The sequence below is a fragment of the Streptomyces sp. NPDC091282 genome (assembly GCF_044757385.1).
GTDB lineage: Bacteria > Actinomycetota > Actinomycetes > Streptomycetales > Streptomycetaceae > Streptomyces > Streptomyces gramineus.
Window position 1 is genome coordinate 144,061 of record NZ_JBIVUX010000010.1, and the last position, 22,037, is coordinate 166,097.

Here is a 22,037-nt window from a genome sequence, read left to right on the forward strand (position 1 = left end):
CTCAGTCCTCCGCCTTGATCTTCTTCATCGTGAGGTGGGAGGTGAGGCGCAGGACGGCGGGCAGGCCGCTGAGCCTGCCGGTGAGGAAGGCCTCGTAGGCGGCGTGGTCGGCGACGGCGACGCGGATGAAGTAGTCGGGGCGGCCGTACAGACGGCGGAACAGGCACGGTGGCGGCGTCCCCGGGACGCCTCGACAAGGCGTACAGCACCTTCGCCCTCTGCGACGAGGCATACGCCCTGGACGGTGCCGAGCAGGCCCGCTCCTGGCCCGGCGGGCGGATCCTGTCCGTGCAGTTCCTCCTGGTCACCGCCGCCGTCACCTGGGGCCTGCGCGCCCTGCCGTTCGCCGCGCTAGTGAATCTTGCCCATAGGGTGTCGGCATGTCGCTGAGCCGCATTGCCCTCTCGTCCGGACGTTCGATCGAGCTGACCGAGCTGCGAATGTCCTCGACCTACGGAGGGATGCTGGAGGGCTACCCGTGCAAGCCCATCAATGACATGAAGGTCAGGAGTCTCCAGCAGCAGGCTGAACGTGCGTTCCCCTCGACGCCGGCCCATGTGATTCCCCCCTCCCGCGAGTACCCGGACCAGACCGCCGGCGCCTTCGGCCCCGTTGAGGTGCTGCCTTCCGTGGCCTGCCTCGGCGCCTTCCGCTCGACAGCGGTCGCCCCTGAACTCGACCCGGTGCTGCACCGTTCCGCTCTCACCGTGGTCTGGTTCCAGACCGGCTTGGACGTCCCGCCGGGCAAGGACGCCGGCCTTGTGCTGCGCGGCATTCGCTGGGAAGAGCTGGCCCGGGACCATGAGCTCTAGGGCATGTTGCGAAAATGGATCAAGGTTGTAAGTAGTCGCGTGCTGCGGGGTCAGGCGGACTGACATACTCCCCGCCATGGCGAATGATCACGGAAACGGCCCGACACTGACAGTTGGTGAACGTGACACCGACCTCAACAAGAAGCTCGACGAGGGGCTCACCGCGTTCAACGCTGCGGCCACGGGTGTGGCCGAGCAGGGCACGCTGTCGGTCAAGGTCACCGACGAGGCGGGTGAGCTGATCGGCGGGCTGGCTGCATGGACTTGGGGCGGTCTGTGTGGGATCGCGTTGCTGTGGGTACGCGAGGACAGCCGCAAGGACGGCTGGGGCAGCAAGATCCTCCGCGCCGCAGAGGAGGAAGTACTGCGACGTGGCTGCGATCGCGTTACTGTCTCCTCCTTTACCTTTCAGGCCCCTGAGTTCTACCAACGCCACGGCTATGTCGAGACCGGCCGGACCCTGGGCATCCCCGGCGGGCACGAGGACGTGCACATGTACAAGTCACTGACCGAGCCGTCGGCGTCGGACCTGCCGTAGGCCTGCATGTCATAGCCATTCGCCGATGACTGCGACCAACGCCGTTGCTTCGTAGCGAACGGCGAGCTTGTCGTACCTTGTCGCCACTGCGCGGTGCCGCTTCAGGCGGTTGATCCCGCACTCGACCGCGTGCCGTTGCTTGCAGTCGTCCTCGTCGAACTTGGGCGGGCGGCCGCCCCGGGAGCCGAGCTTTCGACGGTTGCGTGCCTGGTCCACCTTCTCCGGGATGGTGCACTTCACACCACGTCGACGCAGATAGGCGCGGTTCGCGCGGGAGCCGTACGCCCTGTCCGCGCGAACCTTGTCGGGCTTCGTGCGAGGTCTGCCCGGCCCGGTTCGCGGTACCCGGATGCCATCGAGGACCGGCGGGAACTGAGGACTGTCGTGCCGCTGACCGCCGGTGACGAGCAGGGACAGCGGCTTCTGTCCCTGCTCGACCGCCAGGTGCAGCTTGGTGGTCAGTCCGCCGCGCGAGCGCCCGAGGCCGTGGTCATCGGGCTCGGTGTCGATGCCACCCGGAAGTTCCTTTTGGAGATCCCCTTTTTACGCGCTCCAGCGGCGTGCTGATGAGCGCGGGCGATGGTGGAATCCACGCTCACATCCCACACGATCAGGCCCTTTGCATCAGCCTCGGCCTGAAGTCGCTCGAAGATCCGCTTCCAGGTGCCGTCACGCTGCCAGCGTCGGAACAGGTCGTAGGCCCGGTCCCACGGCCCGTACCGTTCCGGCAGGTCGCGCCATGGCGCGCCAGTCCGGGTCCGCCGACGTATGCCGTCGATCAGCTGCCGGTGCGTCCAGGTCCTCGGGCGGCCCGGCTTCTTGCCCATAGGCAGCAACCGCTCCAGACGCTCCCACTGGCCGTTCGTCAGATCACCACGTCCCACGAACCATGATCATCTATAAGCTTGATCCACTTTCGCAACAGGCCCTAGTGCTCTGACCGGGAGGGTTCGCCGGGTTCGCGTGCAGGTGGATGGCAGGTGGAGACTTCCGATGACGGAGATCCGGCCCAAACGATCTCGAGTCCAGACGAGGGATGTCGGAGGGCGATGATGGAAGAGCCGCGGATACGCCTCGGCAACGATGATGTGTGGCTGGAACTGGCTCAGACCCGTGCAGACAGCTGGCAGATCACCGCAGATTGGTCCTCCTGTCTGACAGCTGACTTCACGACGGATCTCAGCGCTACGGAGGTCGTGGACTTCGTGGCCCGCATGCTCTCTCACCTCAACGCGCCATCGGGTGGACGCTTTTCGGCGGCGGTGACTCCCGGTCGGAACAATCCGCTGGCGTTGAGGGCGGAGCCAGTCGGGGACGGTTTCGCCCTTTTCGTGCGTCTGACTCCCAACGGCGATGACGACGTGTGCCATTTGCAGATGGAGATCGATCCGATCGCCACGTTGGAGCTTCGTGAGAGCTTCAGCGCGCTGCACGCGGCGCTGATGATCTGAACCTCCGGAGTCTCGGTCAGGCTGCCGTCATGAACGGGCGTCCGCCTCGGCGGATGCCCTTCTCGCTTCGTATGCGGGCGCGTTCCCTGCGTTCTGCGGCCGGGACGTCGCGGTGGCGGGCGGTGGCGTTGCGCCAACGCAGGTAGGCGTGCAGGACCCGGGTCTGCACGGTGTGGTTGGGATGGTGTGAGTTGGCGATGGTGAACTGCCTCAGCGGTCCGAAGTGGGCTCCGATGGGGTTGGCCCACGAGGCATAGGTTGGGGTGAAGCACAGTTCGACCTTGTGCTTCTTCGCCCAGCGACGGATGTCGGCGCCTTTGTGGGCGGACAGGTTGTCCATGATCACGTAGATCGGTGCGTCGTCGGGCCGGGCGGCTCGGATCGATTTCAGCGCGGCCAGCGTGTTCGCGGCACCCTTGCTGCGGTGGTTGACACCCCACAAGCGGTCGTCGCCGAGCGAGTAGGAGCCGTGGAAGTACAGGACTCCGTGAGTGCGGTGGTAGGTGGCCGGCAAACGGTCGGGATGTTTCCGCTCGGCCCGGCCCGAGCCCGCGGTGGGCCGGATGCCGAGCGGGCCGAACTCGTCGAAGGCGAAAACTCGGGCCGGGAAACGGTCCAGGACCTCCTCGATCCGGTCCAGTTTCACCTCACGGTCCGGGTCGGGGGATTTCTTCCAGGTCTTGGTGCGCTGGAAGGTGACCCCGCGGCGGGCGAGCAGGGTGCGTAAGGTCTCGCGGCTGATGTGGATCACCCGGCCGTGGACTTTCCGCAGGTAGGCGACGAGTTTGCGCACCAGCGAGTGATGGGCTGGCCGAGCTTGGCGGGGCGCGTGGTGGCCGTCCGGACGACAAAGTCGTCGTCAGGGGTGAGCAGGCGGGGACGGCCTCCCGCCCAGCGAGGGTCCAGGCACGCCAGGCCGATCTCGTTGAAGCGGTGGATGACATCGCGGACGGTGTCTTCGTCAGCCTGCACCAGCTGGGCGATCACCGGCACCCGGTTCCCGCCGGCTGAGGCCAGCAGCATCATCGCCCGCCGGTAGCGCACCGAGTGGGTGCTGCCCGGCGCACGATCTGCTGCAGCTTCTGCCCCTCCTGATCGGTCAGTCTGCGCACACGGACAGGCTCAGCCACCGCACCTCCAGCGGTCGGAACGGACGTCACCGCGCATCCAACCGCTACGGCGGCCAACCAGGCGAAGCAATCCGGTCAGAGCACTAGCGACGGGTGCCGATCACAGCCACTCGTTGATCAGGACGGTCGCCGGGTAGCGGACCGCCGGCCTGTCGTATCGCGTGGCGACAGCGCGGTGCTTCTTGAGGCGGGGCACGCGGACTTTCTCCAGAACGGGGTCGCACTGCGGTGAGTCCCCGCGTTGCCCGACCGTGATCACGATCGACAGTCCGTGGTTTCCGGCTCGGCGAAGACACCGTCCGGTGGTTCCTTCTGCAGGCCGCCCTGCCTTCGGGCTCCGGCCCCGGCGCGTGCTGGTGCGCGCGGCAGACCGTGGAGTCGACGCTCAGGTCCCATGTGATCGCCCCCTTCGTTCGGCTCGGACAGGGATTGGAGCCGGGTAGGGATCCGCTACCGGATTCCGTTCCGCTGCCACCGGCGGGAGAGGTCACAGACCCTTCTGAACGGCGGTCATTCACAGCCCGAGATCCACTTTCGATACACGCCCTAGTGCCGCCCGGCGCCCTGACCAGGCCGCGGCCGCGGCCTGGTCAGCTCGCTGGAGTGGGGCGGTGCCGACGGGGCATCCGGTTGTTCGGGCTCGTACCGGAGCCCGCGAGGTTCCTATTCATGGCTCAGTGGGGGGATTCGGCGTGATAGTCGACGATGCACAGGCGTCTCCGGTTCGCGAGGCGACGTCCGGTGACACCGAGGCGCGCAAGCAACGCCTGCGCCGCCGTCTGGAGCGGCTGATCGGGGTGGCCGCCACCGAAGGCAACGAACTGGTGCGTCTGCGCAACGGTGATGAGATCTTCCCGGCGATGCTCGGGGCGATCCGTTCGGCTCGGCACACCATCGACTTGATGACGTTCGTGTACTGGCGGGGCCGCATCGCGCACGACTTCGCCGCCGCTCTGGCCGAGCGCGCCCGCGCGGGGGTACGGGTGCGCCTGCTGCTGGACGGTTTCGGTGCCAAGGAGATCGAGGGGCACCTGCTCGACCTCATGAAGGACGCGGGCGTGCAGGTGGCCTGGTTCCGCAAGCCCGTGTGGCTGTCGCCGTTCAAGCAGAACCACCGCTGCCACCGCAAGGCCCTCATCGTCGACGAGCACACCGCCTTCACCGGCGGCGTCGGCATCGCGGAGGAGTGGTGCGGCGACGCAGGCGGCCCCGGTGAGTGGCGCGACACCCACGTCCAGGTGCGCGGTCCGGCCGTGGACGGTGTCGCGGCGGCCTTCGCGCAGAACTGGGCCGAGTGCCACGACGAACTCTTCGACGACCGCGACCTCTTCACGGAGCACGAGCAGACCGGTTCGTCGGTGGTCCAGGTCGTGCGGGGCTCCGCGAGCATCGGCTGGCAGGACATGCAGACCCTCATCCGGGTCATGCTCACGTCCGCGGAGGAACGCTTCCGGCTGGCCACCGCCTACTTCGCCCCCGACACCTACTTCATCGACCTGCTGTGCGAGACCGCGCGCCGCGGTGTGCGGGTCGAGATCCTGCTGCCGGGGCCGCACACCGACCAGCGCGCCTGCCAGCTCGCCGGTCAGCACCACTACACGCGGCTGTTGCAGGCGGGTGTGCACATCCGCCAGTACCAGCCGACCATGATGCACGCCAAGATCATCACCGTGGACTCGGTCGCCTCCCTCATCGGGTCCACGAACTTCAACCGCAGGTCGATGGACCACGACGAAGAGGTGATGCTCGCCGTCCTGGACGAGGAGTTCACCGCCACACTCGACCGCGACTACGACGCGGACCTGGAGCGCAGTACGGAGATGGACCTCTCGCGCTGGAGGCGCCGGGCGGTGCTGCAGCGCGTCAAGGAGGCCGCGGTCACACCGTTCCGCCGCTTCCTGTGAGCCGGACCTGTGGGGTGTGTCGTCCGCCGGCCGGGGTCAGCTCTGTGAGCTGAGGCCCGCACCGGCCGGCGGGCAACGGCGTGGTGATCGCGTCTTCGTTGCACGGGCCCGTCAGTCGTGCTTGGGTCGTGCGATGAACCTTCTGTTGACGGCGAGTGGCCTGCGCAACGAGACGCTCCGGGACGCGCTGCGGGACATGCTGGGCAAGCCGTTCGGATCGGCGAACGTCGTGTTCGTTCCGACGGCGTCGGTCGCCGAGCCCGGGGACCACGGGTGGGTCGTCGCGGACATGAACCGGCTGCACGGTCTCGGCTGGCGGGAGTTCGACGTCCTGGAGCTGAACGGCCTGCCCCGGCAGATGGTGATCGACCGGCTGCTCCACGCCGACGTCGTCTACGTCGAGGGCGGCAACCACTACCACCTCGCGCGCAGCATCACCGGCAACGGCCTGGCCGACGGCTTCCTGGAGGCGCTGCGGGACCGGGTGTACGTGGGCGTCAGCGCCGGATCGATGATCTTCAGCCGTAACCTCACCGGCCACTCCGCCGACGTCATCGGGGACGCCAAGGACCTCCGGGTGCTCGGCGCGACCTCGGTGGAACCGCCGTTCGGCCTCTTCGACTGGTACCTCAAGCCCCATCTGTACTCGCCCGACTTCCCCGAACGGGACGACGCATGGGCCGATCGCATCACGGAACGGGCGGACTTCCCGATCTACTTCATCGACGACGAGACGGCCGTGCGCGTCCGGGACGGCAAGGTCGACGTCGTCACCGAGGGCCGGTGGCGGTTCCATCCGTGACCCGCTGACTTCGACTGCTCTCCCGAAGAGGTGCACCAGCGGTCGCCGCTCCGCCTGTCCCACGTCGCACGAGGGCCGACGGCCGCCCGGGCAGGTGAGCAGGCTCGTTCTGCCCTGTTGATCATGGAGAGTGTGCCCCGCGAGGCCATCGGGACCGGGGGTTGTGACGGTCGGGAGGGCAGGCGTGGGGGTCGGTCGTGCATATGTGTGGTGCATGTGTCGCCAGTGGAGGTACGTGGCAGACACACTCTGTCCGGCAGCATGATCACGCGAGGCGCCCGTACCGGGGTCCCCCACCCTCGCGCACTCCCGGACCGACACCGCAGCTGCAGGAATTCACCGGCGCAGGTCCGCACCGCTTGGCACCAAGAGAGGCCGCCCCGTGAACCGACCCCCGTTCTCGCCCGCCGCCGCGCAGTCGGCCAGACAGGGCCTGGGGATGTCACCTCAGCAGATGGTGGAACAGTTGAAGGCGGTCGGGGTCCGCGTCGACATCTCGCAGGTCCACGCGTGGGAGTTCGGCGAGAACAGCCCCACGGAGCAGGAGCTGTTCGCCCTCGCGGACGTCCTGTGGTGCCGTACCGCGGACCTGATGGGCATCGACGAGCCCCGCACGCTCACGGAACACCGTCTGGCACGGCAGTTCACCACGGCCAAGCTGGCCGGCTCCATCTCCATGGACGTAGCCCAGTACGAGCGGGCGGAGGAGCGAAACGTCTGGACCGGTGACGCACAGCAGACCGCCGCACTGCTGCGGCTGCTGAACCTCACTCCCCTCCAACTGACCAAGGCCACCGAGCAGTCCGGCTCACCGGAGCCGGTGTCGCGCCGCGTGCACGCGCGTTGAGGCGTGACCCTCGGCCCCTGCAGGCCAGAGGGCGGGGTCGCTGATGGTGGGCTTCTGCGCTACCAGCGCATCCCCAGGGCGTCGAGGGCGTCGCGTCGTTCGTCGCTCAGTTTCGCGGCGCGGCGGCGGGTGTTGTCGAGCCAGGCTCCGAGTTTGACCGCCGAGCGGTCGCCGTCGCCGACGCCGTGTGCGGTGATCTCGACATGCCGGCGCGGCACCTGAAGGTGTCCCTCGCGGGCGTGGAACTGGCGGGCGGCGGCGAGGTTGGCCGTCCATCGGGCGTCCTGCGATCGCGGGGCGCCCGGTGCCGGTGCGCTGTCGTCCGCGGGTTCTTCGATCCCGACCGACTCCAGCAGCCACCGCTGTGCGGGCATGAGTCTGTCCCACGCGGCGCGCTGCCCGACGGCCCAGAGGCCCAAGTCCTCTCCCTGCACGACGAGTTCACCGGGCCCGGTCGACAGGCTGCCGCCGGCCTTGCGGTGGGCGAGGACCAGCCGGTAGGCCCGTTGCCAGCTGATGTCCCACACCGGGCACCAGCCCGGGTCGAGGTCGGCCAGGGCCTCCGTACGGGCCGCTGTCAGTTCTCCGGCGTAGGGGACGGTCTCCCCGGCTTCTCGTCGCCGTGCGTTGTCGCCGGCTCTACGGGCCGCCGCGCGTTGGTTCTTGAGCCACACCCCGATGGGGAAGTTGTCGCCGCCGAACACGGCCGTGGTGGGCGGGAGCAGGTGCCCGTGTGCCTCCACGTAGGCGCGGGCGACGCCGAGGCCGGCTTCCCAGGCAGACGCCTGCACCGACCACACCATGCCGAGCGTCTCCAACTGCCGTACCCGGGAGGCTTCGAGCGTCCCCGCCGCGTAGGAACGGCGCTGGTCGGCCACCCACACCCCGAGGGGATGGCGCCCGGCGCCCGACCAGTCGCCGGGGGTCACGTAGGTGTAGGGCACGCGCAGTTCGGTGCTTCCGGTGTCGCGCAGCCAGCGCGTGGCCGCCTCGATCCCGCGCAGCCAGTACGTCCCCTCGGGGTCGATCACCCGGAGCCGCACGAACCGCGCGAGAGCGGCCGGGTCGCGTTCCTCGCTGAACTTGATGATCCCGGCGGCCTCCACGCCGACACGGTCCTCTCCTCGGCCGTCGGCGGCACCGCTCCGGCCGGTGCCGTCCGCCGGGAGGGCATTGCGGAGGCGCGGGTCGGCAAGTGCCTCGATCGTGTCCGAGTCGTGGGCGCGGAGCGCACCGAGGATCTTGCTGAGGTTGCCGTACGCATCCGAGGTGAGCAGTTCGTCGGCGTCCTCGTCCTCGCGGAGGAACACCGGGACGATCAGGGTGGCGAGTTTTCCGACGCCCGGCCTCATGCGCAGAGCGCGGCCCACCATCTGCACGATGTCCACCATCGAGCCGCGCGCGTCCGCGAACAGGACCGCGTCGCACTCGGCCGTGTCCACGCCTTCACCCAGCACCCGGACCGAGGACAGCACCCGCAGTCCGGCGCGGACCCCCCTGGTCTCCGGGTCCGGTCCGCCGAGGAAGTCGGAGGCGAACTCGTCGAGGACCTGGCGGCGGTGGGCGGGTGCGTGCTCGCCGCAGAGCCACCGGGCCCACACCTGCGCCGCCGGCGGGAAGGCGACCGGGTCGTCGTCGGCGAGGCGGGCCGCCGTGACCGGGACCGCGGCCGCCATCGCCTGCGCCTCTCCGACACGGCTGTGGAAGGACAGGACCCGGCGGAACCGCTCCTCGACGGCCGCGCGCATGAGCCCGGTCTGCACGGCCGCCAGGCGCGCGCCGCGCACGGCGTCGGAACCGTTCGCCCCGGTCGCCATCGCCGCGTACAGACCGGGATCACGGATGTCGAGGCACAGCACCTGGTACGGCGCGACCAGGCCGAGCCTGATCGCCTCCGAGAGCTTCAACTCGTACGCGACCGGGCCGAAGACCTCGGAGTCGGCGTCCATCGAGGCGACCGGTCGCGGGCGTTCGCCGTCGGCCTCCCAGACCCGGGCGGTCGCGGTCATGTACAGGCGCCGTACGGCGGGGATCTGCGCCTGTTCGTGGACGGCCGCCCACGGCTTGAGACCGTCACCGCTGACCCGGTGGGCCTCGTCCACGACCATCAGGCTCCACACCGGCAGGCCCGCGGCGTGCGCGCGCTGGAGGGTGCCCATGCCGACCGACGCGTACGTCGCGAACACCGTGACCGTCTCGGGGCCCTCGGTCCATGCGATGAGGTCGTCCGGGTCGGTGGTGCACGGCAGGCCCTGGCCGTCCGCGGCCCGCAGGGAGCACACACCGATCATCGCGCCTTGACGGCCACCTGCCCGCCAGGCGGCAGCCGACTGCAGCAGCAGATCCAGCGTCGGCACCAGTACCAGCACCCGGCGCGCGGACAGACGGTTCGCCGCCTCCACACCGATCAGGGTCTTCCCGGACCCGGTCGCGGCGATCACCTGGGTGCGCAGACCCTCGGGCGGCACACCCGTACCGGGCCGCTCGGAGAGGTTCCGCAGCACGGCGTCCACGGCCTCGGCCTGGTGCGGGCGAAGAGTCATCCGAGTCATTCCGGGACCCTTTCTAGCACGGGGAGGTGACCGTGCCGACGCGGACACCACCGCGGGCGTGGGCGAGCTTCCCCGGTGGAGCGCCCCCGCGCCGCGTCTCCCCATGGATGACAGACCGCTTCCCGGACGGCGGGCAGTCGGCCTGGCGATAAATCAGGTGCCCGCCGCGCACGCCCGCCCGTAACCTGGGACGACCGAAGCGGGGTGGAGCAGTTAGGTAGCTCGCTGGGCTCATAACCCAGAGGTCGCGCGGTTCGAATCCCGCCCCCGCCACCACCGGGCACATGGTGCACCACTGTCACCAAGCTGCCCCAAGAACGCACATGTTCTCACGGCAATTGCCCGATCGGCCGCTCATCGCTCACCCTGCGTTCACCACGCCCCTGGACAGTCGGCGCGCATCCATGTAGCGACCACGCACCACGATGAGGGCACATGTGTCTTGACGGACATTGCGAACACGAAGTCGACGTTCTCCACGTCGACCGCACCGACGACGCGTCGAGCGCGCCCGGCCGGCGCCGTTTCCTGACCGCGGCCGCCGCCGGTGCCGCCGCGCTGACCCTTGAGTCGGTCTCCTTCGCGCCGAGTGCGGGAGCCGCGGTGCAGGGCAACCCGCCCCAGTCGGGCGAGGTGACCCGGACCATCAGCGGGTATCTGGACACCGGCGTCGCCGACTTCGTCCACCTGCCGGTCGAGGTGCCGAAGGGCGTGCAGAAGATCGCCGTGTCGTACTCCTACGACAAGCCGGCCGTCCCCTCCGGTACGCCGGGCAACTCCTGTGACGTCGGCATCTTCGACGAGCGCGGCATCGCGCTCGGCGGCCGCGGCTTCCGCGGCTGGTCCGGCGGCGCCCGGACCTCGTTCGAGATCAGCAACAGCGAGGCCACGCCGGGATACCTTCCGGGACCCGTCAGGCAGGGCACCTGGCACGTCGTGCTCGGCCCCTACCAGGTGGCACCGCAGGGCCTGAACTACCAGGTCCAGATCACCCTGACGTACGGCGCCGACGGTCCCGCCGCCCCGCGCAACTACCCTCCGCAGCGCGCCAGGGGCCGCGGCCGTGCCTGGTACCGCGGGGACTGCCATCTGCACACGGTCCACTCCGACGGCAAGCGGCAGCCCGTGGAGGTGGCGACCGGAGCGCGTGCGGCGGGTCTGGACTTCATGGTGTCCACCGACCACAACACCTCCTCCGCGCACGCGGTCTGGGGCGAGTACGCGGACTCGGACCTGCTGATCATCACGGGTGAGGAGGTGACCACCCGCAACGGTCACTGGCTGGCCCTCGGCCTGCCTCCCGGCGACTGGATCGACTGGCGCTACCGCAACCGTGACGACGCGTTCCCGCGCTTCGCGCGCAAGGTCCGCCGCGGCGGCGGCCTCGTGGTGCCGGCCCACATGTACTGCGCCTACGTCGCGAGCCAGTGGAAGTTCGGCTTCGACGACGCCGACGCCACCGAGGTGTGGACGGGCCCGTGGACGTACGACGACGAGCACGCCATCAGCACCTGGGACCAGAAGATCGGCGAGGCCGTCCGTTCGGGCGGGCGGTGGATTCCCGCGATGGGCAACAGCGACGCGCACAGCGAGCCGCAGGTGATCGGCCTGCCGCACAATGTCGTCCTCGCCGAGGACCTGAGCACGGACGCCGTCATGGACGGCATCCGTGCCGGACACAGCTGGATCGCCGAGTCCTCGGCCGTCCAGCTCACCTTCACCGCCAGCGGGAGCGCGCGCCAGGCCGGCATCGGCGAGACGCTGAAGGTGCCCGCCGAGGCTCCGGTGGACATCCGGCTGGACGTCAAGGGCGTGCCCAACGGCACCGTCCGCTTCATCACGGACGAGGGCCAGATGCATCAGGAGTCGGTGAACGCCGCGGGCGAGGGCACGGTGGTGTGGCGTACGACGGCTTCGCTGGCCGCCTACGTCCGCGCCGAGGTACGTCACCCGATGGCGAACGGGTCGCCTGGCCAGGGCAACACGATGGGTGACGCCCTGATGTTCGGTCCGATGGCGGCGCTGACCAACCCCATCTTCCTGACGCCGGACCGTCACTGACGGATCGCCGGACACGGCCCGCAGGGTCCGCCGCCGTAGCACACCTCCTCGTGCGGGCGTTGCGGCGCGGGGCACCGGACGTCGTGTCCGGTGCCCCGCCCCGTGCGGCGCGGTCTCCGGCCGGCCGTGACACCGGCGAGAAGGCGCCCGGCGAAGTCACCTCACGCTGTCGGCCGACCGCGCCATCTCCTCGATCGCCGCCGGAGTCAGTACCTTCCCGCCGACGCCCCAGCCGCCGTCGGCGACCTCCTCCACGACGACCAGCGTGTTCGGGCGGGCGAACTCGCCGTGGATCTCGGCACAGAGGTCGGTGACGCGGGTGATGATCTTCTCCTGCTGCTCGCTGGTGAGGGTTCCTGCGGGGACCTTGAAGTCGGCGAACGGCATGGTCCTCAGTCCTCGTGGTGATGTGCGGGGATGCGGGCCGGAATCCGGCGGGCCGCGCGGGGTCATGACCTGCTCCCCCAACGTCCGCCGCCGACCGCTGCCTGTCGAGGCCAGCTTCCGGCCGGGCACGGACGGTTGCCAGGGCTGCGCTCACCCTGGGGACGGCAGCCCCTGGCTCCGCGGGAGCGGGGCACGAAGGATGGGCGGATGGACCTTCACGAGCTCGCGGCCTTCCTCAAGTCCCGGCGGGACCGCATCCGTCCCGCCGAGGTCGGCCTGCCCGTCGGCCCGCGACGACGCGTGCCGGGCCTGCGGCGTGACGAGGTGGCCACCCTCGCGGGCGCGTCGGCCGACTACTACACCGAGCTGGAGCGCGGCCGGGGCGCCGAGCCCTCGGCCCAGATGCTGACGGCGCTGGCCCGGGCCCTGCGGCTGACCAGTGACGAGCGTGATCACCTCTTCCACCTCGCCGGTCACCCGGCCCCGCCCTCGCACGGTCCGCTCGGCCACATCGAGCCGGGCCTGCTCGGTCTGCTGGACCGGCTCACCGCCACACCCGCGCAGGTCATCACGGACCTGCACGAGACGTTGGTGCAGAACCGGCTCACGCTGGCCCTCCTCGGGCCGCCGCCTCGGGAGCGCGGTATCGGTGCGAGTTTCGTCTACCGGTGGTTCACCGACCCCAAGGCCCGCGCCCTCTATCCGGCCGAGCACATCCCCTTCTGAAGAGTAATTAAACGGCAAAGTTGCACTTACCGCCCAGGCTTCCTATCGAGGTGAGGCTGAGATTCGGACAGACCGAGGAAAGATGTTCTAGGCGTACTCGACGGGCTCACAGGTTTCTGATAGGTTCATGATCGTTTCGCCGGGAAATCACACGCATACCCCAGGGGGAGAAAATCGATGCGTAAGATAGTTTCAATTCTTGTTAGCCTTACAGCCGCGCTAGGGCTCAGTCTGATAGTTGCGCCTTCCGCCTCCGCCACTGCCAACGGCTGCGGAGATCTGTCAAACGGTCAGCTCTGCGTCAAGAAGCCCTCGGGGGTTGCTGGCGATTTCACCTCTGAATACTTCAAGCACAGTGGTTCCGACGTCACCGTGAAACTCGGTGTTCAGTTCAAGAACTCGGATGACCACACGTACGACCCCGATTGGATCGCCACCAGGACCGCCGTCGCAGGCAAGTACGCGCGCGCCACGCAGTACTTCACGACGAACCCGGGGTGGTGCGTGAGGGCGACCATGCAGTCCGGTGGCTCCACCTTCATCAGCAAGTGGCTCTGCTACTAAAGCCCGCGTGATATCTTGCGGCCGGTCGGCTCGGGAGCCGACCGGCCGCAAAGGGGCGCGAAGAAGGATCACGTATGTGGCAATTGATTCTATATGTAACGCCCGTTAATGTCATCATCGGGCTCTTGGTGTGCCTCCTTCTCTGTATGCTCGGCCTCAGGTTTGAGGCGAAGGGCGACAGCTTTCAACTTGGCGCGCGCGTCCTATTGCTGTTCTTTGTCGCCATCACCCTTCTGGCTACAATCACCCCCGATCAGGCCATAGGTTCGGGCGATAACACGATCTGGGCCATTCCAGGACGGGGCATCTTCCTTGACTATTCCACAATGGGTAGCCTAGAGCGCTCCATGTATGTTCGCGAGCAGGTGGCGAATGCCGCTATGTTTATCCCAATCGCCATTTCTTGCCGTTTCGCGCACTCGCGCTTTAGTGGCATGGGCGTAATTTCTGCCAGTTGCGCATTGAGTATTGCAATTGAATTTACGCAGTGGCTTATGAAAGCTGGACGCGTCGTCGACATTGATGACGTGATTGTGAACACATGCGGAGCAGCTATCGGTGTTCTGCTATACGCCCTCGCCGACCGTCTGGTTTCGTCGAAATTGAAGCACCGTTCCCATCGTCGCAGTCGGCTCAGCAGCTTTGACAGGGGATAGAACCTGACAGGCACTCGTCGTCAGGCCAGCCCGTTCAGTCAGCCGAGGAATGCCGAGGACGCCGGCAAGCACTCACGGGCGTTCGTCGCGGACCTGCGGGCGGTCTCCGCGCGCAGGTCCGGGGAGACGGACGTGTCGGACGTCGTGACGCAACTGCGCCGTCACAGTGAGGAGTTCCGCCGGCTGTGGGAGGAACGGGAGGTGGCGCTTCGCCGGGTCGACCGGAAACGGATCGTGCACCCCACCCTCGGGGTGATCGAGCTGGACTGCCACAACCTGTTCAGCGAGGACGGCAGGCAACGGCTGCTGTGGTTCTCCGCCCCTCCCGGTTCCGCGGGCGGCGCGCAGCTGGAACTCCTGTCGGTGGTCGGGACGCAGGATCTCGCGGTGTGAGGCGCAACCCGGGCTGCTACGGCGTGTCGGCGAAGGCGCTGGTCGCCAGGTGCGCCAGGAGGTCCGCGGGGTCCCGGTACACCGCCTGGGCGCCGGCCTCTTCGAGGTCCGCGCGCGGGATTCCGCCGGACAGCACGGCCACCGCCGTCACGTCGTCGCGGACGGCTGCCCTCATGTCCCAGACGGTGTCGCCGACGAACACGGCGCGTTCGCTCGGGACACCCGCGAGTTCCCGTGCCTGCCGGACGGGGTCGGGTGCGGGTTTGCCGTCGTCGACGTCGTCGGCGCTGGTGGCCCCGAGGATGACGTCGTCCGCGTCGATGGCGCTCCGCAGCGCGGCGAGTTCCGCGCCGCCCGCCGAGGTGGCCAGGACGATCTTCCAGCCCTGCCCTGCGAGGGTGCGCAGCAGTTCGCCCGCCGCGTCCAGCGCCGGAAGCCGCTCGAAGTACGTGGCGTAGAGGGTGTGGTGGGCCGCGGAGAGCTGATCGTCCTCGGCGGGGTCGCGGTCGTCGCCGAGCAGATGGTCGAGCAGGTCGCCGCCGCTGAGACCCACCGCGCGGTGGATCTCGCGCATGGGCACGTGGTGGCCCGCCTGCCGGAACGCCTCCCACCAGGTGACCACGTGCAGGTGGTTGGTGTCGACGAGCGTGCCGTCGATGTCGAAGATCGCGGCGCGTTTCGTGGTCATCGGGTGTCCTCGTCGTCTCACAGTTCACGCAGGGCGGGCAGCAGCTTGTGCTCGGCCCATTCCAGGTAGGGCTCCTGGTGGTCGCCGCCGATCTGGACGAGCGCGACCTCGCTGAATCCCGCGTCGACGTACTCGCGTACGGCCTCGACGACCGCTTGCACGTCGTCCCCGCAGGGAATGGACTCGGCCACGTCCTCGGCCCGCACGAACTGCGTGGCGGCCTCGAAGGCGGTGGGGCCGGGCAGTTCGGAGTTGACCGGCCAGCCACCGGCGAACCAGCGGAACTGCTCGTGGGCGCGGGCGATCGCCGCGTCGCGGTCGCCGTCGTAACAGATCGACAGTTGGCCGACCTTGGGCTTGCCGGTGCCGCCGTGCCGTTCGAAGGCGGAGATCAGCTCCGGCCGGGGTTCCGTGGCGATCAGCAAGTCGGCCAGGTGACCGGCGACTTCGCACGAGTGGTCGCCCGAGACGGCGACACCGATCGGCAAAGGCGTGTCGGGCAGGTCCCAGAGCCTGGCGTTCTCGACGTCGAAGTGGACGCCGTGGTGGTTGACGTTGTCGCCCGCGAGGAGTGCGCGGATGATCTCGACGGCCTCCTCCAGCTTCTCCAGCCGCACGTGCGCGGCGGGCCAGCCCTGCCCGGTCACATGCTCGTTGAGGTTCTCACCGGAGCCCAGCCCCAGCCGGAACCGTCCCTGGGAGAGCAGTTGGACGGTGGCGGCCTTCTGTGCGACGACCGCCGGGTGGTAGCGGGTCGTCGGGCACGTCACGTACGTCATCAGGGGAATGCGTTCGGTCGCCTGGGCGGCGGCGCCCAGCACGCTCCAGGCGTAGGGTGCGTGGCCCTGGGCCGACAGCCAGGGAAAGTAGTGGTCGGACGTGACCGAGAAGTCGAACCCGGCCCGTTCGGCCCCCACCACGTGGCCGACCAGCTCACGCGGACCGGCCTGTTCGGTCATCATCGTGTAACCGACCTGCACCATGCCGCTCATCTCCTCGTGGTCCGGCCACGCCTGTACCGGCTTCCGCCGCCCTCACTCCCTCGTCCCGAGCCTGAGGTCGACCTCCTTCTCCTGGTCGCCCGACGCCCCGCCCTGCCGGTCGACGGCGAACGCGGCGCTCAGGGCCTCGACCAGGCGGCCGACGGCGACGTAGTCGCCCTGCAGCGTGGCGGAGACCGGGCCCTCCAGGGAGAGGGGACCGGGCTGGGCCCACTCCTGCGTCGGCTCGAACTCCGCACTCCACACGGCGGCGCGGCCGCCGGGCTGTTCCTCGGGCGCGTCGTCCGCGGGACGGTCCGTGGGGAACACGGAACGCAGCAGGGCGAAGACGGTGGCGGCGTCCTCGGCGGACGCTCCGGTCAGGGACACGGTGGCCATCGGTGGCACTCTCCTTGGGGGGAAGGGACGCCCTCTGCATGGAAGGGCGACGGAACGCGTCGGCCGGCGGCATCGACCTCGTACGGCGGGCCGCCGACGTGTCGGGCGAGCCGCGCCGTCGGGCCGGGCCCGGGCCTCTTCGGGCGCCTCCACCGTCGTCCTCGACGGACGGGCCGGTCGCCGACCCGGTACGCGTACCCCTCCCGTGACCTTTCAGACGGCCCGGATCCGAGAGCAGGTCGCGGACCCTCCGCGCGTAGGTCTGCCCGTGCCGTGGCGCGGGCCCGCGTCAGGTCCGCTCCTTCTTCGGGAACACGTACTCGTCCAGGACCAGGCCGACGGCGACGGCCGCCGGGATGGCGACCAGGGCGCCGATGATGCCGAGGAGCGCGCCGCCGACCAGCACGGCCACGACGGTGACCAGCGGATGGACGTCGACGGCGAACTTCATGGCGCGCGGCACGATGAGGTAGTCCTCGGCGACCCGGAAGACGACGTAGAAGACGGCCGTCGCGATGGCGACGGGCAGCGACACCGACAGCGCGACGAGACTGACCGCGATGCCTGCCAGGGTGGATCCGATGATCGGGATCATGTCCATCAGGGCCGTGAAGATGCCCAGCGCGGCGGCGTACGGCACGCCGGTGGCCGCGCACCAGCCGAAGGTGGCCACTCCGGCGATCCCGGAGGTGACGAGGTTGCCGAGCATGAACTTGCCTATCCGGTTCATGATCTCCTCGGCCAGGCCCTCGACGCGCTCGCGGTGGCTGGCCGCCACGAAACGGAAGCCGAACTCCTTGATGGCGGGCAGCGCCGCCATGCAGTACAGGGTCACCGTGATCACGATCGCCGTGGAGGTGAGGGTGCTCAGGACCAGCTGACCGGCGCCCAGCACTCCCCCGGCCAGGCCGCTCGCACCGCCTCCCGAGCCGATCTGCTGCTGCGCCTTCTCGACCACGTGATAGCGGTCCTCCAGGCGCCCGATCGCCGAATCGTGGTCGTGGACCTGCTGCAACCAGCCCGGTACGGCGTCGACCAGGGCGGAGACCTCCTTGGCCACCGGCGGGATCACCAGGGCCAGGAACCCGCCGAGGACCACGATGAACCCCGTCAGCACGATCCCGACGGCCCAGCCCCGCCGCAGGCCGCGACGGGTGAACCACACGACGATCGGCTCCAGGCTGATCGCGACGAACACGGCCAGCAGCAGCAAGGTCAGCATCGACCCGACCCGCAGAACCGTCTGGACGGCCAGCCACGCCAGGCTCGCCCCCAGGCCCAGAGCGAACCCCACGGTCACCCACGACCGCCGACGCCGCCCGCGCGGATCCCGCGGGGAGGGCTCGTCGAGCACGGACCAGGATGCCGGCGAGCCCTCCCCGGGGCTCGTACCGGGATGGTGCGGCGCTCTCCCGCCGCCAGGGCCGTACTCCTCGCGAGCGGCTCCGGACTCGGACTGCGCGGACATGGCGCCCCCCTCTTCTCGACTGCCTCCGACAGGCGCCGGTGTCTGCACACGGCACTCCTGGCCGCCGTGCGCCGTGCTCGACGGAGGCGTCGGCCTGCATGGCGTGCCGTCGCCCACGAACTGTTCGGCCGGGACGGCGCGGACGGGGCCGCCCCCGGGTTACCTGGACGGGCCGTCCGAATCCCTCCGGGGCAAGGACGGATCGCGCCGCGTGGGCGGACGTCTGCGGAATCGGGTGTCGGGTACCCGGCCCTGCGACGGACCGACCGAGTCGAGGTGCGGGTTTCCGTGCCACACGACGTGCGACACGGAGGAACACCGCGGACGGATCCGCAGCCATACGGAGGGTGACGATCATGGGACGGCGTGCACTGCCTCGGAGACGACGGCCGTACCGGTGCGACGGGCAGGAGCACCGGCGACACCTTCCGCGGGCTGACCGGGGTGAGTCGTGATGGCGCCGCGGAAGGGCGTGAGTGTGCCGCATCCGGCGGAGCGCACCCGTAACGGGCGAGGCTGGTTCGAAAAACTCGCCGAGGCGGCCTCCAACATCACGAGTTCCGCGCCGTTCTACGGCTTCTGCCTCCTGTTGGTCATTCTCTTCGTCGCCGTTCACATCGCCGGTTTGCCGTTGAGCTGGCAACTGCTCGTGGGCGACATCATGACCTCGGTGAATCTGCTGCTGCTGGCTCTGCTGAAGAACTCCGAGCGGCGAGCGGAACACGCCGTCCAGCGCAAACTCGACAGTATCGCGGCCGCGTTGCTCGAACTGAAGGAGGGGCGTCCGCAGAAGACCGGTGACGATCTGCGCGACGCCATCCGGATGGAGGAAGAGCTCTGACCACGTCCTCCACCACCTCGTACGGCGTCCGACGCCGCTCCCGTCCCACGATCGGCCACCGTCACCGCGGCCCCTGTCATCGCTCTTCACAATCTTCGAATTTTCTGCGCGTGCGGATGCATGGGGCCACGGACCATGGGCACTCGCCGCTTCGAGGAAACGCATCCGAATTCCGAAGGAATGCCAAGCCGCTTTACCGTCAGAACAGTTGAGCGTGTAATGCGTTCTCGTGAGGGAGTAGATTTATGACTGACAGCATCTGGGGCTACCAGCCGGCTTCCGGCCACATTCCCGGCACCGACCTGATCGGATACAAGGTCGAGGCCACGGACGGCAGCATCGGCAAGGTCGACAAGCACTCGGACGACGTCAACTCCTCCTATCTGGTGGTCGACACCGGTGTCTGGATCTTCGGCAAGCACGTCCTGCTGCCGGCCGGCACGGTCCGCGCCATCGACCAGACCGAACGGAAGGTCTTCGTCGACCTCACCAAGGACGAGATCAAGGACTCGCCGGAGTTCGACAAGGACAAGCACGTGGGCGACGCGGGCTACCACGAGCAGGTGGGCAGCTACTACACCGACCGCCGCGCCCTCTGACTCCTCGCATCGAATCCGTGCAGCGGGGGCCGACCGTCGAACATCACGGTCGGCCCCCGTCGGTGTGCCGGGCCGTCCACGGCTCGGCGGTCACCCGTGCGCGCACGCGGCGTCGAACCGTCCTCCGTCGATGCGGTGCATCTCGAACACCTCTGGTGCGGGCGGCTGTTGCGAGGAGTTCCAGGTACCGGCGGCGTCGTAGTACTCGACCTTCGCCCGCATCCGGATCTCGTCGCCGCGCCAGTCGCCGTCCATGGTCTCGATCCGGATGTCGCCCCTGGCGGGAGGCAGATGGGGATAGACCGAGAAGCGGCGGCCGCTCCAGGTGTGCACGTCTCCCGTGAGATCTCCCGCGGTGTCCCGGTGGGCTCCGCACACTTTGGCGCGGCCGGTCATGGCGCAGGCCATGGAGCAGTTCTCCTCGTACCGGATCTGCAGCAGCACCTGCCGGCTGTCGGTCGGAGAGTAGACGATCCGGCCCTGCCAGTAGCCGGTGAGGCTGGGCCTGCCCGGCAGCGGATACGCCCAGGGGATCAGCACCGTCCGTGCCACCAGCACGGCCGCCGCCAGCGCGGCCAGTGTTCCGGCGGCCTTGAGGCCCTTGCGCAGCAGCCGCGGTCTTTTGCGGATGTCGTACGGCGCCGCCGTCGTACCCGTGGTCATGATGGTCCGTTCACAGGCGGGCCGCGACCTTGCGGGCGAGGTCCGCGAGGGGCTCGCGGTTGGCCTCGGGATCGTTGAGCCGGACCAGGCGGATGGCCACCCAGGTCGTGGCCTTGCGGAAGAAGACCGCGTCCTCCTCCTGGTACGCCTCCTCACCGGCTCCGGTGACGGGCGTGAACGTGTGGTCCAGCGTGCGGTCGATGTCGTAGATCTTCTTGGCTCCGTCGCCCAGGTAGATCTCCACCTGGGCCACCGGGCCGCTGGTCGGTCCGGTGTAGCGGCATCCCGGGCTGCTCGGCGGGCTCTCCACGCCGTCTTCGAGCGGGACCGTCGCCAGCGTCTCGGCGTCCTTCTTCGGCAGAAGTTCGCAGGCCTTGACGGTCGTGGTCGCGGCCGCGGACGGCTCCGCGTCCTGACTCGGCGTCGTGGTGCGGTGAGGGCTCCCGGGTGCGGGGGCGGTGACCGTGACGGTCGGCGCCGGGGCGGCCTGGCCGGAGCATCCGGTGGCCACGGCGAGGAGCAGCGGTACGGCGGCGAGTGTGCGGCGCATGGCGGTCGTCCTCTCTCAGATCCGGTCGCGCAGCAGGCCGACCAGCTTGACGGCGGTGGAGCGGACGTCGGCTCCGGCGGCGGTGACGACCTGGACCTGGCAGTCGCGGTCGCCCGCGGCGAACCGTGCGACTCCGCCGCTGAGGAAGCGCATGCCGTCGGGCCCCGCCTCGCCGGTGGCGCCGGGCTCGTCCTTGAGTCGGCCCGCCGCGGCCGTGCCCGGTCCGCCGACGCTGACCGTGATCGAGTGGTAGGTGTCGGGGTTCTCCCAGCCGCACACGCTCTCGCCCACTCCCGAGGTGGGCCGGCCGCCGTCGTTCTTCCCGATGACGGGGGTGACGTCGGCGGGCTTGAGCAGGGTGCAGGCGTCGACCGGGGCACGCGTGCCGGAGTCTTCGCGCGCGGCCGGCCTGGCGGAGGGCTTGCCGGAGGTCCGGCCATCGGCGGACGTCGAGGCGGTCGACGTGCCGCATGCGGCGGCGCCCACGGCCAGGGACGCGATCAGGAAGGCTGTCGGGGTGGTGCGCTTCATTTCTGGTTCCCCCATGAATAGAGCCAGGTTGCCGGGCTGATGCGATGCGTCGGCCAGCCGGCCTCGGCCAGGGCCGCCGCCACGGCATCGGCGTCCGGGCCTTCGACAAGTGCCAGTACGACCTCGTCGCTCGGCAGATGGACGACGGCGACCAGGCGCACCGTGTCGGAGGCCGGTTCGGGCAGCTGCCACCCGGCCCCGCCACCGGAGTCGTCGTAGCGTTCCACCGCGAAGAGTCGGCTGGTCACGAGGACGACGCTAGGCCTGGGCGGGGTGCCGCCGAATCGGGTGTTTCCCTACGCGTCGAGAAACGCCCGCTCCATGAGGCACCGCCTGGGACCGCCGATTCCCCTTGTTCCGCTAGGGCGTGTTGCGAAAGTCCTGTCGTTCGCCCGGAGGGCGGGCCGCGCGGCGTCAGGTGCGTGCTCTCGGCGTGCCGGGCGGAAGTCCTCGTACTGGGCGTACTCGGGCTTTCGCCCGGTGCGGCGAGAGTGC

Annotated in this window: 23 protein-coding genes, 1 tRNA gene and 3 pseudogenes; 14 read left to right on the plus strand and 13 right to left on the minus strand. The window is 69.2% G+C overall.

Annotation, left to right across the window (positions count from 1 at the left end; translation table 11 throughout):
- Position 1: 1 nt before the first annotated feature.
- Positions 2-232 carry an Lrp/AsnC ligand binding domain-containing protein gene (locus tag ACIQOE_RS35960; RefSeq protein ID WP_401416073.1) on the minus strand — a complete coding sequence of 77 codons (231 nt, stop codon included), beginning with the start codon at positions 230-232 and terminating at the stop codon, positions 2-4.
- 148 nt (positions 233-380) lie between these two features.
- Between ACIQOE_RS35960 and ACIQOE_RS35965 the strand changes: the two genes are divergently transcribed.
- Both ACIQOE_RS35965 and ACIQOE_RS35970 read left to right on the plus strand, forming a co-directional pair.
- Positions 381-812 (plus strand): hypothetical protein, encoded by a 432-nt coding sequence (locus ACIQOE_RS35965; protein WP_401416076.1) that lies wholly within the window; start codon positions 381-383, stop codon positions 810-812.
- 76 nt (positions 813-888) lie between these two features.
- Complete coding sequence (locus ACIQOE_RS35970; RefSeq protein WP_401416078.1) at positions 889-1,350, plus strand: GNAT family N-acetyltransferase; 462 nt, start codon at positions 889-891, stop codon at positions 1,348-1,350.
- Between the two features lie 9 nt (positions 1,351-1,359).
- Here the strand turns inward: ACIQOE_RS35970 and ACIQOE_RS35975 are convergent.
- A protein-coding gene (locus tag ACIQOE_RS35975; RefSeq protein ID WP_401416081.1) for an IS5 family transposase occupies positions 1,360-2,234 on the minus strand; the annotation gives its coding sequence in 2 pieces (ribosomal slippage) (positions 1,360-1,853 and positions 1,853-2,234; 876 coding nt in all).
- A 165-nt stretch (positions 2,235-2,399) separates the two neighbouring features.
- Here ACIQOE_RS35975 and ACIQOE_RS35980 point away from each other — a divergent pair.
- Complete coding sequence (locus ACIQOE_RS35980) at positions 2,400-2,801, plus strand: hypothetical protein (RefSeq protein ID WP_401416083.1); 402 nt, start codon at positions 2,400-2,402, stop codon at positions 2,799-2,801.
- A gap of 16 nt (positions 2,802-2,817) precedes the next feature.
- Here the strand turns inward: ACIQOE_RS35980 and ACIQOE_RS35985 are convergent.
- Positions 2,818-3,931: pseudogene (locus ACIQOE_RS35985) on the minus strand (IS630 family transposase).
- 692 nt (positions 3,932-4,623) lie between these two features.
- Between ACIQOE_RS35985 and ACIQOE_RS35990 the strand changes: the two are divergent.
- The 3 genes from ACIQOE_RS35990 (at position 4,624) to ACIQOE_RS36000 (ending at position 7,484) form a co-directional block, all read left to right on the plus strand.
- The gene (locus ACIQOE_RS35990; RefSeq protein WP_401416086.1) at positions 4,624-5,835 is read left to right on the plus strand and encodes a phosphatidylserine/phosphatidylglycerophosphate/cardiolipin synthase family protein; all 1,212 of its coding nucleotides are present in this window, start codon (positions 4,624-4,626) and stop codon (positions 5,833-5,835) included.
- 133 nt (positions 5,836-5,968) lie between these two features.
- On the plus strand, positions 5,969-6,637 hold the full coding sequence (locus ACIQOE_RS35995) for a peptidase E (protein ID WP_365556108.1): 669 nt from the start codon (positions 5,969-5,971) through the stop codon (positions 6,635-6,637).
- A 382-nt stretch (positions 6,638-7,019) separates the two neighbouring features.
- Entirely contained in the window at positions 7,020-7,484 is a 465-nt protein-coding gene (locus tag ACIQOE_RS36000; protein ID WP_399008980.1) for an XRE family transcriptional regulator, read from the plus strand.
- 59 nt (positions 7,485-7,543) lie between these two features.
- Here ACIQOE_RS36000 and ACIQOE_RS36005 read toward each other — a convergent pair whose 3' ends face one another.
- On the minus strand, positions 7,544-10,027 hold the full coding sequence (locus tag ACIQOE_RS36005; RefSeq protein ID WP_401416090.1) for a Helicase associated domain protein: 2,484 nt from the start codon (positions 10,025-10,027) through the stop codon (positions 7,544-7,546).
- Between the two features lie 207 nt (positions 10,028-10,234).
- Between ACIQOE_RS36005 and ACIQOE_RS36010 the strand changes: the two genes are divergently transcribed.
- Both ACIQOE_RS36010 and ACIQOE_RS36015 read left to right on the plus strand, forming a co-directional pair.
- Positions 10,235-10,312: transfer RNA gene (locus ACIQOE_RS36010), tRNA-Met, on the plus strand.
- A gap of 159 nt (positions 10,313-10,471) precedes the next feature.
- The gene (locus ACIQOE_RS36015) at positions 10,472-12,097 is read left to right on the plus strand and encodes a CehA/McbA family metallohydrolase (RefSeq protein ID WP_401416093.1); all 1,626 of its coding nucleotides are present in this window, start codon (positions 10,472-10,474) and stop codon (positions 12,095-12,097) included.
- Between the two features lie 156 nt (positions 12,098-12,253).
- On the opposite strand, the gene ACIQOE_RS36020 is transcribed toward ACIQOE_RS36015, so the two are convergent.
- Complete coding sequence (locus ACIQOE_RS36020; protein WP_365572715.1) at positions 12,254-12,484, minus strand: tautomerase family protein; 231 nt, start codon at positions 12,482-12,484, stop codon at positions 12,254-12,256.
- A gap of 207 nt (positions 12,485-12,691) precedes the next feature.
- Here ACIQOE_RS36020 and ACIQOE_RS36025 point away from each other — a divergent pair.
- The 4 genes and pseudogenes from ACIQOE_RS36025 to ACIQOE_RS36040 all read left to right on the plus strand — a co-directional run.
- Positions 12,692-13,204 (plus strand): annotated as a pseudogene (locus ACIQOE_RS36025) (helix-turn-helix domain-containing protein); the annotation flags it as partial.
- A gap of 378 nt (positions 13,205-13,582) precedes the next feature.
- Complete coding sequence (locus tag ACIQOE_RS36030) at positions 13,583-13,774, plus strand: hypothetical protein (protein ID WP_401416096.1); 192 nt, start codon at positions 13,583-13,585, stop codon at positions 13,772-13,774.
- A gap of 74 nt (positions 13,775-13,848) precedes the next feature.
- The gene (locus tag ACIQOE_RS36035; protein ID WP_401416099.1) at positions 13,849-14,430 is read left to right on the plus strand and encodes a VanZ family protein; all 582 of its coding nucleotides are present in this window, start codon (positions 13,849-13,851) and stop codon (positions 14,428-14,430) included.
- Positions 14,431-14,484: 54 nt separating this feature from the next.
- Positions 14,485-14,823: pseudogene (locus tag ACIQOE_RS36040) on the plus strand (transcriptional regulator); the annotation flags it as partial.
- A 16-nt stretch (positions 14,824-14,839) separates the two neighbouring features.
- On the opposite strand, the gene ACIQOE_RS36045 reads toward ACIQOE_RS36040, so the two are convergent.
- The 4 genes from ACIQOE_RS36045 to ACIQOE_RS36060 form a co-directional block, all read right to left on the minus strand.
- On the minus strand, positions 14,840-15,511 hold the full coding sequence (locus tag ACIQOE_RS36045; RefSeq protein ID WP_401416102.1) for an HAD family hydrolase: 672 nt from the start codon (positions 15,509-15,511) through the stop codon (positions 14,840-14,842).
- 17 nt (positions 15,512-15,528) lie between these two features.
- Positions 15,529-16,494 (minus strand): LLM class F420-dependent oxidoreductase, encoded by a 966-nt coding sequence (locus ACIQOE_RS36050; protein WP_401416105.1) that lies wholly within the window; start codon positions 16,492-16,494, stop codon positions 15,529-15,531.
- Positions 16,495-16,545: 51 nt separating this feature from the next.
- On the minus strand, positions 16,546-16,890 hold the full coding sequence (locus ACIQOE_RS36055) for a hypothetical protein (protein WP_351324479.1): 345 nt from the start codon (positions 16,888-16,890) through the stop codon (positions 16,546-16,548).
- 289 nt (positions 16,891-17,179) lie between these two features.
- A complete protein-coding gene (locus tag ACIQOE_RS36060; protein WP_365556120.1) occupies positions 17,180-18,184 on the minus strand; it encodes an AI-2E family transporter in 1,005 nt (334 codons plus the stop codon).
- Positions 18,185-18,812: 628 nt separating this feature from the next.
- On the opposite strand from ACIQOE_RS36060, the gene ACIQOE_RS36065 reads away from it, so the two are divergent.
- Positions 18,813-19,199, plus strand: coding sequence for a low affinity iron permease family protein (locus tag ACIQOE_RS36065; protein ID WP_365556122.1), 387 nt, complete (start codon positions 18,813-18,815; stop codon positions 19,197-19,199).
- A gap of 245 nt (positions 19,200-19,444) precedes the next feature.
- The gene (locus ACIQOE_RS36070) at positions 19,445-19,798 is read left to right on the plus strand and encodes a PRC-barrel domain-containing protein (RefSeq protein ID WP_351324485.1); all 354 of its coding nucleotides are present in this window, start codon (positions 19,445-19,447) and stop codon (positions 19,796-19,798) included.
- Positions 19,799-19,888: 90 nt separating this feature from the next.
- On the opposite strand, the gene ACIQOE_RS36075 is transcribed toward ACIQOE_RS36070, so the two are convergent.
- Genes ACIQOE_RS36075 through ACIQOE_RS36090 form a run of 4 tightly spaced genes read right to left on the minus strand, consistent with a single transcriptional unit; the run spans position 19,889 to position 21,790 of the window.
- The gene (locus ACIQOE_RS36075; protein WP_401416109.1) at positions 19,889-20,461 is read right to left on the minus strand and encodes a hypothetical protein; all 573 of its coding nucleotides are present in this window, start codon (positions 20,459-20,461) and stop codon (positions 19,889-19,891) included.
- Between the two features lie 10 nt (positions 20,462-20,471).
- Entirely contained in the window at positions 20,472-21,011 is a 540-nt protein-coding gene (locus ACIQOE_RS36080) for a DUF3558 family protein (protein WP_362650430.1), read from the minus strand.
- A gap of 15 nt (positions 21,012-21,026) precedes the next feature.
- On the minus strand, positions 21,027-21,542 hold the full coding sequence (locus tag ACIQOE_RS36085) for a hypothetical protein (protein ID WP_401416111.1): 516 nt from the start codon (positions 21,540-21,542) through the stop codon (positions 21,027-21,029).
- A complete protein-coding gene (locus ACIQOE_RS36090) occupies positions 21,539-21,790 on the minus strand; it encodes a hypothetical protein (RefSeq protein ID WP_401416113.1) in 252 nt (83 codons plus the stop codon). The genes ACIQOE_RS36085 and ACIQOE_RS36090 overlap by 4 nt, the downstream gene beginning before the upstream one ends.
- Positions 21,791-22,037 lie beyond the last annotated feature (247 nt).

Coding starts and splice junctions, on each gene's coding strand:
- ACIQOE_RS35960 (WP_401416073.1), bottom strand. CDS start 232: ATGCCTCGTCGCAGAGGGCGAAGGTGCTGTACGCCTTGTCGAGGCGTC.
- ACIQOE_RS35965 (WP_401416076.1), top strand. CDS start 381: ATGTCGCTGAGCCGCATTGCCCTCTCGTCCGGACGTTCGATCGAGCTG.
- ACIQOE_RS35970 (WP_401416078.1), top strand. CDS start 889: ATGGCGAATGATCACGGAAACGGCCCGACACTGACAGTTGGTGAACGT.
- ACIQOE_RS35980 (WP_401416083.1), top strand. CDS start 2,400: ATGATGGAAGAGCCGCGGATACGCCTCGGCAACGATGATGTGTGGCTG.
- ACIQOE_RS35995 (WP_365556108.1), top strand. CDS start 5,969: ATGAACCTTCTGTTGACGGCGAGTGGCCTGCGCAACGAGACGCTCCGG.
- ACIQOE_RS36005 (WP_401416090.1), bottom strand. CDS start 10,027: ATGACTCTTCGCCCGCACCAGGCCGAGGCCGTGGACGCCGTGCTGCGG.
- ACIQOE_RS36015 (WP_401416093.1), top strand. CDS start 10,472: ATGTGTCTTGACGGACATTGCGAACACGAAGTCGACGTTCTCCACGTC.
- ACIQOE_RS36020 (WP_365572715.1), bottom strand. CDS start 12,484: ATGCCGTTCGCCGACTTCAAGGTCCCCGCAGGAACCCTCACCAGCGAG.
- ACIQOE_RS36035 (WP_401416099.1), top strand. CDS start 13,849: ATGTGGCAATTGATTCTATATGTAACGCCCGTTAATGTCATCATCGGG.
- ACIQOE_RS36045 (WP_401416102.1), bottom strand. CDS start 15,511: ATGACCACGAAACGCGCCGCGATCTTCGACATCGACGGCACGCTCGTC.
- ACIQOE_RS36050 (WP_401416105.1), bottom strand. CDS start 16,494: ATGGTGCAGGTCGGTTACACGATGATGACCGAACAGGCCGGTCCGCGT.
- ACIQOE_RS36055 (WP_351324479.1), bottom strand. CDS start 16,890: ATGGCCACCGTGTCCCTGACCGGAGCGTCCGCCGAGGACGCCGCCACC.
- ACIQOE_RS36065 (WP_365556122.1), top strand. CDS start 18,813: ATGGCGCCGCGGAAGGGCGTGAGTGTGCCGCATCCGGCGGAGCGCACC.
- ACIQOE_RS36070 (WP_351324485.1), top strand. CDS start 19,445: ATGACTGACAGCATCTGGGGCTACCAGCCGGCTTCCGGCCACATTCCC.
- ACIQOE_RS36075 (WP_401416109.1), bottom strand. CDS start 20,461: ATGACCACGGGTACGACGGCGGCGCCGTACGACATCCGCAAAAGACCG.
- ACIQOE_RS36080 (WP_362650430.1), bottom strand. CDS start 21,011: ATGCGCCGCACACTCGCCGCCGTACCGCTGCTCCTCGCCGTGGCCACC.
- ACIQOE_RS36085 (WP_401416111.1), bottom strand. CDS start 21,542: ATGAAGCGCACCACCCCGACAGCCTTCCTGATCGCGTCCCTGGCCGTG.